We start from the raw sequence: 15,747 nt of genomic DNA on the forward strand, positions 1-15,747 counted from the left end.
GGGATCCAGTGTTTCGGTCATCGTCGATCCTTCCCACCAAGCTGAGCTCGGCGTGTCGAACCAAGGACCGGATCAACCGTTATTCAGACAGTCCCTAGTGCCGATGTAGCTCGTGCAATTGAGTCGAGGGTTTTGGCATCATGGACAGCGTGATGAATCTTCGGGTGCCCTGGTCTCCTTCCCGTCGTCGGTCAACACGGTTCGCGCTGCAATCAGCGCGAACCGAGACCGCGGCGTTGGTGACGCAGGCGCGAGTTGCGCTGGCTCAGCAGCAGGAATTGGTGCGTATCGCTGAGATCACCGACAGCGACGATGACCGGTTACTCGCGGACGCAGCGCGGGCGCGTTGCCGCGATCAGCTGTCTGCGATCGGCAATGCAGTCGGTGCGTTGCCGAAGCTCGAGCGCAGAATGGTGGCGGCATGGGATCACGCGGCAGTAATGACCTGGTGGTATCGGTCGAGTGATCATCAAGGTTGGGCACCCATCGAAGCGCAAGTAGCACAGGTCATTGCACGTTTGCCCGATGGTATCGACACCGATACAGCTCTTGCGGTGATCGATGCAGCCTCTCATCGGTGCGAGTACGAGCTGAAGCATCGGAGGAAGGCCGCCGAGCAGAGCCCGTCGCTGTCCGATGAGCCGAGGACGATCACTCAGCGCCAGTTGGTGCGACTGCTTCGAGCAGATCTGGCGGGCGCGGGCCTCGAGGGTTTTATGTCGAGCTCGGCGCGAGGACGCGAGGCGGAGCGGCACTTCGTACCGTGGCTGAGCGAGGCCACAGCTGAGCTAGCGCACCCACAGTCGCAGGAGCGGTTGGATGAGATCATCACGAGGTGGCGTGAACTGCGGACGCAGTTCTTCTGGCACCTCTCCGACAAACGTGACCCGACGCAGGTGAGAGTGATCTGACCGCCGATCGGCCGATGTGAGATCTCCTGGCTCTGGCTCGACGCAAAAAATAGTCGGAGGCCACCGTGTGGTGTGCCTCCGACTCACCCTGTGCAATCTCAGTGTCGGCAATACTACACGCGCACAGTCGATATGGCGATCTACACGAATTCGCGTATTCGAGGGAGCGCTGCGGCGATCTCCTCGAACAAGCTTGGCCAACCGCGACGGAGGCGAGTGATCTTGCCCGATTCGAGGAAATTCCCGTCGAGAATGTGCGACACGCGTAGGTTCGCTGCAGGTGCGCCCAAGGCGGCCAGCTTGGCGTAGACAGGGTTGGTCGGCAGCTGGTGCCGGTGCGAATACGCGAGAACATCAGCCGCCGACCAATCCCACACTGGCCCGTACGCCACGGTTCCATCGGCGCGTCGAATCGTTCCCCCGTGGTGTAGACGCTGCTCGGCTCTGCTGCTGCAGCAGCTCGTGCCCTGGCAGCGTTCGCGGATCTCACGTGCGAGAGCCGAGTAGTACATCGACCACCTGCCGGTCCCTTTCCTGGATTCATCTGCCCGCACACCCCAGACTTCTCCGTCGCCGAACGTGGCATGTGCTGTTCGGGCCGGCTGCGCGATCAAGGTCTCGAACCCTTGTACGGGCACGTGAGCCGATGGGATGCCGCGATGGTCCCATTCCCCGGTCCGGGCCATTACCGTCAGCAGTGATGGTTCAGCGCGAATGATATGCAAGTCCAGTCCCAGCTTCGTCGCAATCTGCTCGACGTAGGCGTAGGTCTCGGGATATTCGAGGCCGGAATCGAAAAATGCCACCGGGACATCTGGATCGGCCTGGCGGGCCAGATCAACAGCAACCACCGAGTCCTTTCCGCCACTGAATGCGACATAGCCGTCGAATTTATCGAGGTGTTCTCCGACACGGTCGATGATCGCCGAAATGTTATGCCGCGGGGATCGAAGGGACCGTAAGTGAGTGAGATCGAGACCGTCGAAATCGTTGCTGCGCACCGCCACAACGATAGTCGGAACATGGACAGTTTCAACCTCGACTACTCAGCCGCTTCGGCACAAAACGGGTGAACGCCCGCTTCAATGCGGTCGCCTCCGGTGCAGTTTTTGGGGTGTTCGAGGTGTCCGGTGTCGGTGTTATGTTCGCCCGGATATCGTCCGTTGAATGAGTAAGAGGAAGAGGTGGCGACCGATGAGTCCCGCAGAGTCCGATACAGGCAGCGCGCTGCCCCGGTGGGTAGTCGATCCGTCGGCGGCGCACAAATCGACCGAGGAGCCGGTCGCCTCTGGCCCGGAAGTGCAGTCAGGAGATCGCCCCACTGGGCAGGATCAAGCCCCCGTCCACCGCTCTGGCGGGCAGTCGGCAGACCGGGAACTCCCCCCAGCCAGTGAGTTCGTGCCAATCGACGCACCTCGAATCGCATCCGACAACGCGGATGAAGGGGTGCAAGAAAGTGCGTCCAAAAACCCATCAAAAAACGCACCTGATGTCGCATCAGAACTCGCACCGAATGACCGGCTAAACGACGTGCCCAACACCTCGACCCAGAGGCAGGCAGACACAGATGCTCTCCGGTCCGCGAGGATCCCGTGGCCGCCACGAGCCGACGATGATCACCCGCCCATACCGGACCGGGCATCGTCTGAGCCGGCACGCCGAGCGCAGAGTGGATCCGCGCAGTCCGCCAAGGAGTGGCTCGGTGACGAGTCGAACAGCAGTTCAGCACCGGTGGCTCGCCCGGAGCAGAGTGCCGTCCCCGACTCTCAGGCAGTGACAGTTCGTCGCCCCTTCACCTCGCAGCCTGTTCAATTCGTAGCGCCGGAGCGTGCGACCGTGCCGACAGCTGCCCCTGCTGCGTCGCCACGGTCGATCGATGAGATCGAACTGATCCGACGTGCCCAATTGCCGCCGAGCAAGGGCTGGCGACGATGGCTCTACCGACTCTCGTTCGGCACCGCTAATCCCGGTCAGTCGCCCGCCGAACTCGAGTACGAACAACTCACTCGGCGAGTGCGTCAACCGGTCCGAGGGAACTACAAGATCGCAGTCCTGTCGATGAAGGGTGGGGTCGGCAAGACCACGACGACAACAGGTCTCGGATCGACCTTTGCCGCACTGCGTGGTGACCGCGTCATTGCCTACGACGCCAATCCGGATTTCGGAACTCTTGCCTACCGTATTCACCGAGACAGCGACCGCACAGTTCGAGATCTACTGGCAGACAAAGCAGTACACAGCTACTCGGATGTGCGAATCTACACCTCGCAGGCGCGAAGCAGGCTCGAAGTGCTTGCAAGCGAACGTGATCCGTCTGTGTCGGAAGCATTCAACGAGCGCGACTACATCGCCGCACTGCGCATCCTCGAATCGTTCTACAACATCATCTTGACCGATTGCGGCACTGGTCTGATGAACTCGGCGATGGCGGGAGTACTCAAAGAAGCCGACGCGTTGGTCCTGGTCTCGTCCGCTGCCAAGGATGGGGCACGCAGCGCGGGGGCGACCCTCGAATGGCTCTCGCGACACGGTTTCGATGACCTGGTCAAACGCACCGTCGTGGTCATCAACGAATCGCGGAAGGGCTCGACGGCCCTGGATATCGAGCAGCTCGAGTCGTACTTCGCCGAGCGGACTCGTGCCGTGCAGGTAGTTCCGTACGACGACCACCTCGCCGAAGGGGACACAATCGATCTCGAGTTGCTGGGCAAGCCTGCGCAACGCGCGTTCGTGGAGCTAGCCGCTTTGCTGGCCGACGACTTTCCTCCCAACGTCGGCCGGCACGCGCCAACATCCGGTCCGACTCCTTGGTGAGTCGGACCATGTCGGCGAAAGTTGGCCTGTCCGTAGTGTCCGGGGGCACCGATATAGTGCAGAGATGGTCGAACTATCAAGGGGCAGTGCGTTACTCGATGTTGTGACGACTGCCTACGTCGCCGCAACAGGATCCCCGGTTTCGTGGGTGTCGGCCGGGGTTCCGGGTGACACCGCGTGCGCGAGGTGCGGGCGCGCGACAGAAGGTGCCGGCCGGCGAGTGCGTGAGACTGTGTCGAGAACGTTCACAGGGTTCGACGGGTGGGTGGATGTCGCAGCTCCCACGATGTGCCGCGTCTGCGTCTGGGTGTACTCGACCACGGCACTTCGCTCGGATCTCATGCTGGTCACCAGTGACCCTCCGTGCGCGACCAAATTGTCCAAGACCCGCTTGCGTAGCGTTCTCGGAACGGCAATCTCTTCAACTTCTGCCGTCGTGGTCCCGTTACGTCCCGGGCGTAAGCATGTTCTCCCTCATGCTCTGTGGGGCCGCGTAGCAGTCGATGACGTTGCGCTTCCGTGGACCGAGTACGACGCGGAACGCTTGAGTGCAGTCGTCCGATTGCGACGGCGCGGGTTTTCCGTGACAGCTCTTGCGCGCGCAGCGCCAGCATTCGGCACCTTGAAGGCCATTCCGCATCGTGCGTGGTCGTCGGTATTCGCGGATTGGGACCGCCTTGGCCCCTGGCGGGAGCGGACTGTGTATCTCGACCTCGCGGCGACGGCCTCAACGTCCAAAAGGGGGGCGGCATGACGCCTACCCGAGCTGCGACGCCGACCCAAACCTGGTTGAACGCAGCGAACTTTCTGCCGCCGGTCACAGGCGCTGCGGCCACAGCTGAACGACTGTTGCTGCTCCTGCACTACGGGATCAACTGGGATACCGGGTGGGTGGGCCGCCGAAGGGAGTTGTACTGGGACCATCATCTGCCAGACCGAGTTCGGGTCGCGACCTACACCGGTGGAGCCGACCTCGATCGTTGGTGGAGCACCGTGGCGACTGATCTCGAGTCAGCGCCGTCGACGAAGGAACAGCGCCTCGAACTATCGGTCCTCTTGCGCGAGGACTCGATCCCGGTTCTGACCTTGTTGCGGGAAAACACCACTGCTCTCGTTCTCCGAACGCGAATCGTGGCAGAGGCTGTTCAAGCGCTCCGGTCCACCACGAAGGCTGCGACATCGCCCAGGAGGCAGAAGTGACCTCAACCCTGCGCTGGCAGCTCGACATCACAGCGGTCTCGGCGATCTCGCACCGCGGTGAACACAGCGCTACCACAACCACCTTGTTCCGTCGCGAAAAGATACTGCAGCCCAACGGGTCCGCGGCCTTGGTGCCGATAGTGTCGGGCAACTCCTTCCGAGGCGCGCTCCGCCGAATCGGTGAGGAGTTGTTGCGGGACGCCCTGGCATACGAAGGGCTTCTCAGCTTGTCCGCGGCACACACACTCCGGAACGGGGGCAGCCTGACCAAGGTCACCGGAGAGCCACTGTCCGGCGAACGGCTCCATCGGCTTCGGGCATTGAACCCCCAGATCAGCGTGTTCGGAGGCAGCGGTGGCGGGCGGATGATCGACGGCTGTCTCCGCGTGGGGAAAGTCATCCCACACGTCCTCGAAACCGACCACCTCATGACCCGGCCCGCACCAGACCGTGCTGTCCTGAGCCAATTCGACACGATGGCTCTCGAACGGTACAGCCGGTTCGACGATTCCACCGATCATGACTTTCCCACAGTCGCCCGAACCGACGAAGCCTCGGTCGAGGGCAGTTCCTTGATGCGATACGAGATCGAAACACTGCCTGCTGGTACACGATTCGAGTCCTTCCTGCGTCTCGATCGCGCGACCGATCTGGACGCGGCGTTCTTCGCCGACGTCGTTGACGCCTTCGTAGAATCCGGAACCATCGGCGGGCGTACAGCGATCGGGCACGGCCTGGTTCGCACTAGATTCAAGCGGACCCTCCTCGCCGGCGACGAGCCGAACGAGCTCGACTGGCGTGCCCACCTTCGTGAGCACCGGGACGAGGCGCTAGCAGTAATGGAGGCGCTGACGTGATGACACCGTTCGAGGTGAGAGCACACCTGGCGACTGGACTTGCGCATGCAGCCCCGTGGGCGACCAGCCTCGATGGACTGCTCGCATCTGAGATGTGGGAAGACGAGAAAGCCGCGGCGCGCGATCGCGGAAACTACCTCGAAGCAGCGGGCCCAGACGAGGTCCCGGCCGATCTGGATCTACCACTCGCTCGATGCACTCTGGCGGGAGGTGACGACTGGCATTGGTACGCGACATGTGCCTATCCCGAGGACGGGACCGACGCCCCGGAGATTCATCACTGGAGCGGCCGTCCCGACCACCGTGCGCTCGAGCAACTCGCGAGGTACCGACCGTCGGTCATCTCCGACCGACAGGGCCGGTATCGCGCGCGCCAAATGCCGCTCCTGCTGACCTCCACGCGGACTGTGCTCTGGAGAGGTGTCGGCGACATCGACCGAGTGAGCACAACGCTGGCCTCGATCGATGCGATCGGGAAGAAGCGCAGCCAGGGCGAGGGGCACGTGCTCAGATGGGAAGTGCAGCCCGTCGACATCGATGCCTGGTCGGCCGGCCATCTCCATCCCAACGGCCACCTCGGTCGCCTGAGCCCACGCATCTGCCTGCAGGGCAGGCCAACAGTTGAAACAGGCGGTGTGGGCCGAGGCGCGATACGGCCACCGCATATGCACCGATCGAGAATGCGCGAGGTATGCATGCCATGGACGCCCCACTGACCCATTAGCTAGCCCCGGAAGTGTTGCGGGACAGCAACTTGTCGGTACCGGCCGCCATACTGACAACCATGCGAATCCGAACCCTCGATGGTCCACCGCTACCTGCCGAAATCTTGGCCCATGCGGCACGCGCGGTCGTCCTGGCCGACCTTCTCGCCGGCGAAGACGTCTCCCGCGACGAGAAGCCTTCAACGCGGAGCGACGCAAGTCGAGACGCTTCAACGATCAACCACGGGTGACCGCATGCGCCGACTCACTCCTCGGGAAACAATCGAACTCCGCGAACAGCTCGAAGACATCTGTCGGAGATACGGCCTGGTGATCGCGAACGACAGTGACGATCCTGCTGCTCGTGCCCGCGAGACTGCGCTTTCCGAACTACGTGTGGCCTCGTTGCTCGAGATGTTTTCTAAAGCCCATGTGTCTGAGGCTGCCCCCCCCTCGAGGCAGCCGTAAAGGGTGCCACGACTACCGATATCGCCAGCATGACCGGTGCCAGCAAGCCCTCTGCTTGGAAGCGTTGGAGGAATACCACTCCACGCCCTGACGTGCTGTGGATGGTCGACGACAGAGAGTTCTGGTGAGCTGCAGACGCGTCGGCACCGCCAGTCAGGTCTGACCGGTAACACGCGCATTGGCTCACGCTGTGCGGGAGCGTATTCGGTACACCTGACGGGTGGTGAGTCCGAGCTGGTTTGCAATGGCCTCGGCTGGGACGTTCTGGGCCGAGAGCGTAGCTATCGTGAGCGCCTGTTGTTGCTGCCTGGTAGGCCCGCGCTCTGCGGCTGTGGTGAGCTGCAGCTCTTGGCGCTCTCGTGGTGTCTTTCCGCCCCAAATGCCTTGTTGTTCATTGTATGTCAGTGCATGGTCGAGGCAAGCAGCTCTGACGGGGCATTCTGCGCAGACCCGCTTTGCTCTGCTGGTTGCTCCACCCGGGGGCGGGAAGAACTCCTCGGGGTCGGTTTGTGCGCACAACGCGTCCGAGTGCCATGACGGAACTTCGTCCGTCACGGTCGATGGCGCAGCGATGGCTGTATCGAGTGAGTCCACGTGTTGGATCCTTTCTTTCGGACGACCCGGTCTTTCGAGTGGGTTCGACGATATCGAGGGACCCGGACACTTCACGCAGCGCACGTTTCGGACGGTGCGCATTGAGCCCCGCCTTCCGATGGTCCCCGGCACCGAGTGCGCCGGGGACCATCGGAAGGCGCTACGGCGGGTGAAATGCGCTTGTACGCGGTATGATTGAGGCGTTCTGTTGTTGGTGAGACTGACCATCTTGCCCATCTTTCGAGGAGCTTTTCAATGCCGGATTTGGCGACTGCGGTAACTGTTGTGGACGCGTGCGGAAGGGCGGGTGTCCCGTCCTTGCTGATCTCAGGTCCAGGTATGGGCAAATCGAGCCTGGTTCGAGCACTTGCTGCATCCGAAGGGGTGTTGTGCGAAACAGTCTTGGGGTCCTTGCGGGAGCCTGCCGACTTCGCAGGATTGCCGGTTGTCCGTGAGAGCGGTGTGAGGTTGGAGGCCCCGGATTGGGCGCGACGACTACATGCCGAGGGTGGGGGCTACCTCTTTCTGGACGAACTGACCACGAGCCCACCGGCCGTTCAGGCGGCAATGCTGGCAGTCGCACTGGATTTGAAGGTGGGTGATCTGCAATTACCGAAAGGAACGCGGGTCATCGCGGGCGCGAATCCGCCCGATTGCGCGGCAGGGGGGTACGAGTTGGAGGCCCCCTTGGCAAACCGCTTCTGCCACATCGAGTTCACGCCGTCTGTCGATGAATGGCTCGACGGCATGGCGACAGGATGGGCAAGCACCGCCTCGTCGCGTGCGGTGACCACCGACGAGCAGCGAGAGGCGTTGGTGCGCAGTTCCATCATCGGGTACATCCAGCGTGCACCCGAGGCGCTCGATGCGTTCCCGAAGGTCGGAGTGCAGACAGGGGGAGCATGGCCGTCTCGGCGCACCTGGTCGATGCTCGCGAAGGTGTTGCCGCATCTTCGTGACGACGACAATGCCGCGACCAACGCGGTGGTGTTCGGTCTGATCGGAGACGGCACCGGTGTCGAGTTCCTCGAATGGCGTCGCAATGCCGACCTCCCTGACCCCGTAGCCGTGATCGAAAACCCCGAGACAGCGTTCGACTGGCGCTCGCGCCCTGATCTGGTGTGGGCAGTGCTGTCCGGCGTGACGGCGTGGGCGGCCTCGCGCGGCACCGTCGAAGCGTGGCGCAACGCGTGGGGTCCGCTGATCGCCGCCGCCGAGGCAGGAGCGCCCGACGTAGCCGGGGCTGCGGCACGAACTCTGGCGAAAGCGCGACCCGCGAAGGCCTCCGTTCCGGCCAGCGCGCGCCGATTTGCGCCGATGCTGGTGGCAGCGGGCTTGGTCGAGGCAGCTGCATGAGCGGCGTGCGCGAGCTCGAACCGGCTGAAATGCGAGCGTTCCGACTCGCGCGGCTGGTGTCGGCCGAACACATGCCGTACTTCATGCGCGCTCTGTTCGCAGCGCAACCCGTGGCGGCACCGAGCCTGGGTACGTTCGCGGTCGACGCCCGGTGGCGGCTGTACCTGGACCCGGATCTGTTGGTCGGGCCTTGCGCGTGGCCGGTGCCGATGGTCGGTGCAGTGCTGCTGCACGAGGTCGGGCATCTGTTACGGGCACACGCCGACCGCGCCGCCGCTCTGGCGAAGCCCATCGATCACCTGGTGTGGAACTTCGCGGCCGACGCCGAAATCAACGACGACCTGTTGGCTGCGGGAGTCGGCCTGCCCGAAGGGGTGATCACCCCTCAATCATTCGGCTGCCTTTCCGGAGACACAGCCGAGCAGTACTACGACTACCTGCGTGACCCGCTTGCGCATCAGACTGTCACCGAACTCGCTGGCGCTGAGGGCGATCCGGGATGCGGATCAGGATCGGGGTGCCCTGCGGTCCCCGGCGAACTCATCGGCTCGGGAGAAGTGATCACGGAGGGGCTGGACAATGCGGAAGCGGACCTGGTGCGCCGATCCGTCGCGCAGGCAGTTCGCGAAGCATCTGGTACCGGTAGGGGTAGTGCCCCGGCGGGACTGGTCCGGTGGGCAGCTGACGTTCTCGCCCCGCCCACGGTAGCGTGGGATCGGCTGCTACGGGCCGTAATTCGGCGTGCGTTGGCAGAGCAGGCGGGTAGGACGAACTATTCTTACTCCCGTCCCTCCCGCCGTCGCATTCCCGGAATCGTCGCCCCGGCTATGCGTGGGCCGTCGATCACGGTCTCGCTCGTCATCGACACGTCCGGGTCGATGACGAGCGCGGACCTCGATGCCGCGATGGGCGAAGTGGCGGGAGTTCTCAAAGCTGGTGGCATCGCACGCGACCGGGTTCGGATTCTGGCGTGTGACGCCAAATCCACTACGGCACAACACGTACGATCGGTCGCTGATGTGACGTTGGTCGGTGGTGGCGGAACCGATATGAGGGTGGGAATCGCCGCCGCCAACGCTGCGCGCCCTGCACCCCACGTCGTCGTGGTGCTGACCGATGGCGATACACCCTGGCCCGACCGGCCCACGAGGTCGCACCTGGTGTGCGCAATCATCGGCGGCGTCCAGGGCAGGGGCGGCACACCGGCATGGGCATCGACGGTGCACGTGCCAGTCGGATCGGGGGCCACGCGATGAACGAAACCGGACCCGGGGAACTGCTCAAGTACGCAGACAGGGTGCTCACCGGCACTGGAATCGCAGCCGCCGATATCCGCGCTGTCGTCGCCAGCGCAGCGGCCGATGCAGCCACAACGGCGTTGCGCGCAGGGTGGAATTGCGCAAGCAACGCCGCGATCCTCGTCGACGGTGACGCGCGATGAGCGTGGAGTGGTTCGACCTCGCGCAACGCCTCTACGCCGCCGAGAAGATGCAACCGGTCCCTCGGCTGGCACATGCCACCTTCAAGCCGTCCAGAGCCGCCGTCGCCGTGCGTGCGGTCACGCGAGGAACAACGCTGGCCGTGTCCGTCGCTCGAGATGGATGCACCGAAGAGTCCGCGCACGACACCGAGGCTCTGGCCCTGCTCGCTCGCAACGGGGCAACGACGGTGGGTACGGCTGAACCGGCCATGCTGCTCACCGATGACGCCGGGACGATACCGAGCCTGCTGGCCCTGGCGCGTGCGCACGCCCACCACCCTGATCCGGACATAGCGGGGGCTGCCGCCATGATCGGATGGTGGGCCGATCGAGCCGACCATCCCGGAACGTCGGCGGTGATCGATCTGGTTGCTGCGTCGTCCTCGCGTCTGGTCCTCGGCACTGCGCCCGACGCCGAGCGAGCGGCCCGAACATGGCGGTCCTGGCTCGGCATTACCGACGAGAGTGTCGCAGGCCTGCATGAGTGGGCAGCGTGCATCGCAACGGGATCGCTGTTGCCGCTTCTCGATTCGATACACGACGATGACCGATACTCCTGGGATCGGACATTGTCGGCTGCGACTGCGGGCCACGACTGGTCACGGCCGGACAACTCGGCTAGTGCAGCCATGGGACTGCGGACCCGATGCGATGCCGCCGACCTCAAAGCCGCTGCGTTGCTGAGTGATCCATTGTGGCGAGTACGTGCGCTGCATACAGGACGCGTGGCCCAGGGCATCGCATCGGTGGCGGCACCGCCGACAGGTTCACGCCGCCGCAACGTTTCGGTGTCGGTGACCTGCGACCGGCTGGACTCGAGGATGCGGGTTGATTCGGCAGTTACGGGATGGGTCGGATCACCGCTCGATCAACCCTTCGAGCGCTTCTCTGCCGACGTCACGTCCGCACAGGTGGTCAACGGCAAACTGACGCTCGGTCTCGGCTCGGTCGGAGCGCACGCACCGAACGACGGAGACCAGGTGACCCTGATGCCCCAACCGCCTTCACCGGCGACGATGCGAGCAGGACGGGCGAGGTACTGGAATCTGTACCGCGCTCGCCGTTCCTGGCTTTCGACCGGACAAGCCCCGAGCGCCGTGCGCCGCGAAGTCCCGCTGGATGTCCTGATAGCGGGTGCAGAGGATGCCCGTGATCACTAGGGGATCAAAAATGTTCACTGACAACACATTAGAAGAAGAACGGCACAACAATGCGTTTCGTCGCACCCCAAACGGACACCCCGAAATCCGACGCAACACCTTTCAGGGGAACCGAACCGTCGTCGCCCGCCCAATGGCCCGGATCGCAGATCATGGCCGACCCGATCACTGCACGCGTGCTGTTCTCCGTGTGGTCCGGAGACCCCGCCGTCGTCGTCCCGTCACCACCGGGCGCAGGAAAGACTCGACTGGTCGCGTTGCTCGCCGCCGCCTTGGCCCATCGCGCAGACCTCCGGGTGGGTATCGCGGCGCAAACCCGAGAACAAGCCGTGGAAATCGCACGTCGGCTCGGCGCGCTGACAGATCGAGCAGCGTTGATCTGGAAGGCGAAAGCACCCCTCCCCGACAGTGGAAGCACGCCCGTAGTGACAGGACGAAAAGCGCGGTGGCCGAATGACACTGGCGCAATTCTCATCGGTACCACGGCGCGGTGGCTGTTCTCGGACCCGGACCGAATCGGTGCCGATGTGCTGATCGTGGACGAAGCATGGCAATGCACCTACGCCGATCTGGGGGCGCTCGGCGCGATGGCTCGACAGGTCGTCTGCGTCGGAGACCCCGGACAGATCGCTCCGGTGGTCACCGGAGACGTATCGCGGTGGGAGGGCAGCGAGACCGCACCGAACCTGCCTGCCCCCCTCGCTCTGCAAGCAGCTCACGGCGATTCGGTCGGCGTGGTCCGTCTGCAACACACCTGGCGTCTCGGCGCGAGGACAACGGCCCTCATTCAACCGCTGTTCTACCCCGGCCTGCCTTTCACTTCCCGTCGCCCACCGGAGCATCTGACCGAGTCCAGCGGCCCCGACCTGCCCGAACTCGCGCATCGGCCAGTGCGGGTCATCGGAGGCCCAACCGACCCCGTCCTGGCCACACAGTGCGCCCAGCGCGCGCGAGAACTGCTGGACGCCGATGTGAGCACACCGGACGGACAGCGGGCCATGACAGCGGCGGACCTGGCTGTCGTCGTCCCTCATGTCACGCAGGCTGCGGCTGTCCGGGCCTTGCTCTCGGATCACCCCGACGTACTGGTCGGCACCGCAAACTCTCTGCAAGGCCTCGAACGCGCCGCCGTTGTCGTGTTGCACCCGCTTGCCGGGTACCGGACAGCCGAGCCGTTCAATCTCGACCCCGGCAGAGCGTGCGTGATGCTCACCCGCCACCGAGCCCACATGACCGTGGTCATCGATGACGCCACCGCCCACGTCCTCGAACACGCCGAACCATCCCCGGCTCACGCCACCCACACCGGCCTGATGGCCGCACTGCACTGCACGACCATCGTGTAGCGATCCCCCAAAAAGAAAGGCACACAACATGTCCGACACAAATATCGAGTACAGGGCCGAGCGACTATCCGGCATCGAGACGCCGAAAGAACTCCGCGCATCGGTCGAGGGACGCGAGCGTCCGCGCATCGGCTACACCCTCGATACCCAAAGCCGGGACAACGGTGTCCGAGCGGCCAACGCTGCCGAAGGGCTGATCGCATACGCCAGGCCGATCGGCCTCGAAACCGAGGAACTGACAACGGTGTTCGGAGACTTCCTGAGCGACCTGCGGCACCTTGCCGACGCCGTCGGCGTCGATTGGGACGCCGTGGACGAACGCGGTCAAGACCACTACCGCTGCGAGCTGTACGGGACCGAGTAGGGGACGCCTTGGGGAGAGGAGTGAACGGCGTTCGATTTGCGCCGGGTCGCTGCTCGCCCCAGGCCCGTCCCCGGCACTGGGTGCGCCGGGGACGTTTTCGCTGCTGAGCCCTAGCAAACTCCGGGTCCGGTGGGTAGTGTCCTGGCGTATCGGCTTGGTGGGTGGTTCCACAAAAGCCGCGGCGTCGACCATTTCGTTGTTGTCGCCGTTTTCACCAGATGAGCGGACTGACCATCCGACTTCCGAGAAGAGCAGAGGTGTGTCGAATATGAGAGTCCTCGTCCGGATCGACGGTAGGAATCATGGACCTGCGAGCAGTTCGGGTTCGCCGCGATACTGCGCGCTGGCCGTAGCGCGTGGTGCGGCGGGAGTGTTGGCGGTTTTTGCTGCATTTGCCGGATTGGCCTGGGCTGCACTGCTACACCGGACCGACCATGCCGCCATCGACGGAGATCCGCGCCGTGTAGCGATGGTGTTCGCCGCTTCTTGCTCGGCGTGTGCTGTAGCAACTGGGATCGAGTGGCTGCTTCGACGGCGCAGTGGCGCAATGGATGCCAAGCCCGTTCAGAGGGCACGGCCGCCGAGAGAGGATGTTTCCCGCCGGCACCGAATCGTGAGCTCTAACAGTCGGGCGGCAGGGGAGTTCGACAGACCGGAGCGTCTGGCCGGTGCGACATCGTGACGAGAGAGTTCGCCCCGGCACCGCGGATCGAGGTGATCGTCGTGCGCGATCCGGACGGACCTACCCACACGCAAGTCTTCGTCGACGGTGTTCCGGCAGCAGCGACGCAATTTCATATCGACCAGGAAGGGGGTGGACGTGGGGCGACTGGGTCGAGACACGTGACTGCGATCTCGCGGTCATCTCATCCGGGGCGCGGGGAGCGCTCGAAGACGCCTACGACGATCCTCCTGGTGGCGACGCCGTCCGCGGCAGGATCGGTGACTGGCTGGACGGCACTGAAAGATCGGAAAGTGAAGTAGCAGAGTGAAATAGAGCCGCGTTTTTGGTCGCATAGCGGTACAGAGACCAGTCAGAAATTGATCGACAGACCGACCATCTGTCCCACAGAAACGGGAGTACCCATGAAATCTTCGAGCTCGACAACGCGGCCGCCGGCGGTCCGCCTCTCACCGCATGCACAACCTGCCGGCAGTACCGGCTGCAACCCGAACAGCAGGGCATACCGGGCCATCGCCGGCGAAGTCCATCGCCGGATGCAACACGGTCTGTCCGAGACGTATTTCGCTACCACCCCGACCGCCACCGACCGCTTCCAGCCGACAGTTCCTGCCCATGAATTGACAGCTCACGTCTTCGAGGTGGTCTTCGGCTCACAATGGCGTCAGGTCTTCGCGTTGGCGCGCACCCTCGACGTCGAGTCCGATCTTCTGGAGACGGCGCCGGAAACGGTCAGCGCCGCGTGGTGGTGCGCACCCCGCTGGCGGATGGCGACGCACGCTGCCCACACAGCGGCCTGCGGCGACAATCGGCGTCACGAACTCACAGCGACGATGAATCTGCTCGGCGTCCTCGGCCGCGGGGCTGCCAGAGTCGCTGCCCGCGATGTCGGCCGAGGCTTGGTCGCACGAGATCTGATCGGTTCCGATTTCACGCAAGAGCACTACGACTACCTGACCGGGCCGTGGCGTCGCAACGTCGGCCCGGTCCATCCCGGCGACCGGCCACTAGACCAGTACCCGACGGCCCCGAACTCGCAACGCTTGTGACACCCGGTCGCATATCGCCCGCACGGTGCAGCCACAGGAGAACTCTCCTGGGTTGCGATTCAGTGGCCAGCTGTCACAGACCTCACCTCCACGCTATCTACCCCGTACAGGACTGCGTTTGCCACCGCGCTCACTACGAAAGGACTCCCTGATGGACCCACAATCTGGTCGAGAGTGCGCCATCCACGACGTAGAGCGCCACCTCGCGGCCGAAGATGCCCGCCGCGAGGCTCGCACTGTTGCGCTCGCGTGTGTCGGCTACGTCGTCGGCATGCTCGCGATCTTCAACGGGGCTCTGCCGATCGTGAAGGACCTGGTCACCGTCAGCTTGGTCGTCTCCCTGGCCGGCACGTTGCTCGCTGCCTTCTCGGCGCTGACCCTGGCACTACTGCATCGGTGGCCAGATCACTCGGACGGTAATCGGCGCGGAAGCTGCGGGCATACCGACTTGCAGGCGGAGGCGGTTCGATGAGCGCGCGTAGACGGCGCATCGCGGTCCCCATCGTGATGGCCGTACTCGCGGTCGGGACGTACACGTTCGGAACGCACGCCGATCCGCTCTCACGACCAGCGGTGGTCCAGACCGCTGACACAACTGCGGCGAGCACGCCCGTACCCATCGCGCAGCTCCTCGCTCAGCTCGAAACGGTGGACTCGCTCCCAGACGTCGATGGATACGACCGATCCTGCAAGAAGGGCTCAGGGTGCGTGTTCGGCCCGGCGTGGACCGATGAATCACCCCAGGTTTGATGCCGCTTCCTT

The 15,747-nt window shown here is 64.0% G+C and carries 16 protein-coding genes and 1 pseudogene; 14 read left to right on the forward strand and 3 right to left on the reverse strand.

Annotated elements, in window-relative coordinates; genetic code table 11:
* The first annotated feature begins 140 nt into the window (after positions 1–140).
* Positions 141–911 (forward strand): hypothetical protein, encoded by a 771-nt coding sequence (locus AB0O58_RS24345; protein ID WP_042940329.1) that lies wholly within the window; start codon positions 141–143, stop codon positions 909–911.
* 140 nt (positions 912–1,051) lie between these two features.
* Here AB0O58_RS24345 and AB0O58_RS24350 read toward each other — a convergent pair whose 3' ends face one another.
* Positions 1,052–1,918: a phosphoadenosine phosphosulfate reductase family protein gene (locus tag AB0O58_RS24350; RefSeq protein ID WP_008720555.1), complete on the reverse strand. Its 867-nt coding sequence runs from the start codon at positions 1,916–1,918 to the stop codon at positions 1,052–1,054.
* A gap of 862 nt (positions 1,919–2,780) precedes the next feature.
* On the opposite strand from AB0O58_RS24350, the pseudogene AB0O58_RS24355 reads away from it, so the two are divergent.
* A pseudogene (locus AB0O58_RS24355) lies at positions 2,781–3,725 on the forward strand (MinD/ParA family protein); the annotation flags it as partial.
* A gap of 114 nt (positions 3,726–3,839) precedes the next feature.
* On the opposite strand, the gene AB0O58_RS24360 reads toward AB0O58_RS24355, so the two are convergent.
* A complete protein-coding gene (locus tag AB0O58_RS24360; RefSeq protein ID WP_157226218.1) occupies positions 3,840–4,076 on the reverse strand; it encodes a hypothetical protein in 237 nt (78 codons plus the stop codon).
* 399 nt (positions 4,077–4,475) lie between these two features.
* Between AB0O58_RS24360 and AB0O58_RS24365 the strand changes: the two genes are divergently transcribed.
* The 3 genes from AB0O58_RS24365 to AB0O58_RS24375 are packed head-to-tail and all read left to right on the forward strand — an operon-like array spanning position 4,476 to position 6,498.
* Entirely contained in the window at positions 4,476–4,925 is a 450-nt protein-coding gene (locus AB0O58_RS24365; RefSeq protein ID WP_008720549.1) for a hypothetical protein, read from the forward strand.
* Complete coding sequence (locus AB0O58_RS24370; protein WP_008720547.1) at positions 4,922–5,782, forward strand: RAMP superfamily CRISPR-associated protein; 861 nt, start codon at positions 4,922–4,924, stop codon at positions 5,780–5,782. The genes AB0O58_RS24365 and AB0O58_RS24370 overlap by 4 nt, the downstream gene beginning before the upstream one ends.
* Positions 5,782–6,498, forward strand: a complete 717-nt coding sequence (locus AB0O58_RS24375; protein ID WP_008720544.1) for a hypothetical protein — start codon at positions 5,782–5,784, stop codon at positions 6,496–6,498. Before AB0O58_RS24370 ends, AB0O58_RS24375 begins: the two co-directional genes overlap by 1 nt.
* A gap of 639 nt (positions 6,499–7,137) precedes the next feature.
* Here AB0O58_RS24375 and AB0O58_RS24380 read toward each other — a convergent pair.
* Entirely contained in the window at positions 7,138–7,785 is a 648-nt protein-coding gene (locus AB0O58_RS24380) for a WhiB family transcriptional regulator (protein ID WP_307830918.1), read from the reverse strand.
* 18 nt (positions 7,786–7,803) lie between these two features.
* Here AB0O58_RS24380 and AB0O58_RS24385 point away from each other — a divergent pair, with 18 nt between their 5' ends.
* From AB0O58_RS24385 to AB0O58_RS24425, 9 genes are all read left to right on the forward strand, one after another.
* Positions 7,804–8,904, forward strand: coding sequence for an ATP-binding protein (locus tag AB0O58_RS24385; protein WP_042940326.1), 1,101 nt, complete (start codon positions 7,804–7,806; stop codon positions 8,902–8,904).
* Positions 8,901–10,160, forward strand: a complete 1,260-nt coding sequence (locus AB0O58_RS24390) for a VWA-like domain-containing protein (RefSeq protein ID WP_008720538.1) — start codon at positions 8,901–8,903, stop codon at positions 10,158–10,160. Before AB0O58_RS24385 ends, AB0O58_RS24390 begins: the two co-directional genes overlap by 4 nt.
* Positions 10,157–10,345, forward strand: coding sequence for a hypothetical protein (locus tag AB0O58_RS24395; RefSeq protein ID WP_008720536.1), 189 nt, complete (start codon positions 10,157–10,159; stop codon positions 10,343–10,345). The genes AB0O58_RS24390 and AB0O58_RS24395 overlap by 4 nt, the downstream gene beginning before the upstream one ends.
* Complete coding sequence (locus AB0O58_RS24400) at positions 10,342–11,544, forward strand: hypothetical protein (protein WP_366238909.1); 1,203 nt, start codon at positions 10,342–10,344, stop codon at positions 11,542–11,544. Before AB0O58_RS24395 ends, AB0O58_RS24400 begins: the two co-directional genes overlap by 4 nt.
* Positions 11,545–11,594: 50 nt before the next feature.
* Positions 11,595–12,890 (forward strand): AAA family ATPase, encoded by a 1,296-nt coding sequence (locus AB0O58_RS24405; protein ID WP_366238910.1) that lies wholly within the window; start codon positions 11,595–11,597, stop codon positions 12,888–12,890.
* 28 nt (positions 12,891–12,918) lie between these two features.
* Positions 12,919–13,254, forward strand: coding sequence for a hypothetical protein (locus tag AB0O58_RS24410; protein WP_300402861.1), 336 nt, complete (start codon positions 12,919–12,921; stop codon positions 13,252–13,254).
* Positions 13,255–14,340: 1,086 nt separating this feature from the next.
* Positions 14,341–14,985: a hypothetical protein gene (locus AB0O58_RS24415; protein WP_366238911.1), complete on the forward strand. Its 645-nt coding sequence runs from the start codon at positions 14,341–14,343 to the stop codon at positions 14,983–14,985.
* A gap of 151 nt (positions 14,986–15,136) precedes the next feature.
* Entirely contained in the window at positions 15,137–15,457 is a 321-nt protein-coding gene (locus tag AB0O58_RS24420; RefSeq protein WP_366238912.1) for a hypothetical protein, read from the forward strand.
* Positions 15,454–15,735 carry a hypothetical protein gene (locus AB0O58_RS24425; protein WP_366238913.1) on the forward strand — a complete coding sequence of 94 codons (282 nt, stop codon included), beginning with the start codon at positions 15,454–15,456 and terminating at the stop codon, positions 15,733–15,735. The genes AB0O58_RS24420 and AB0O58_RS24425 overlap by 4 nt, the downstream gene beginning before the upstream one ends.
* Positions 15,736–15,747 lie beyond the last annotated feature (12 nt).

This window comes from Rhodococcus sp. NPDC080181 (assembly GCF_040702225.1).
GTDB lineage: Bacteria > Actinomycetota > Actinomycetes > Mycobacteriales > Mycobacteriaceae > Rhodococcoides > Rhodococcoides fascians.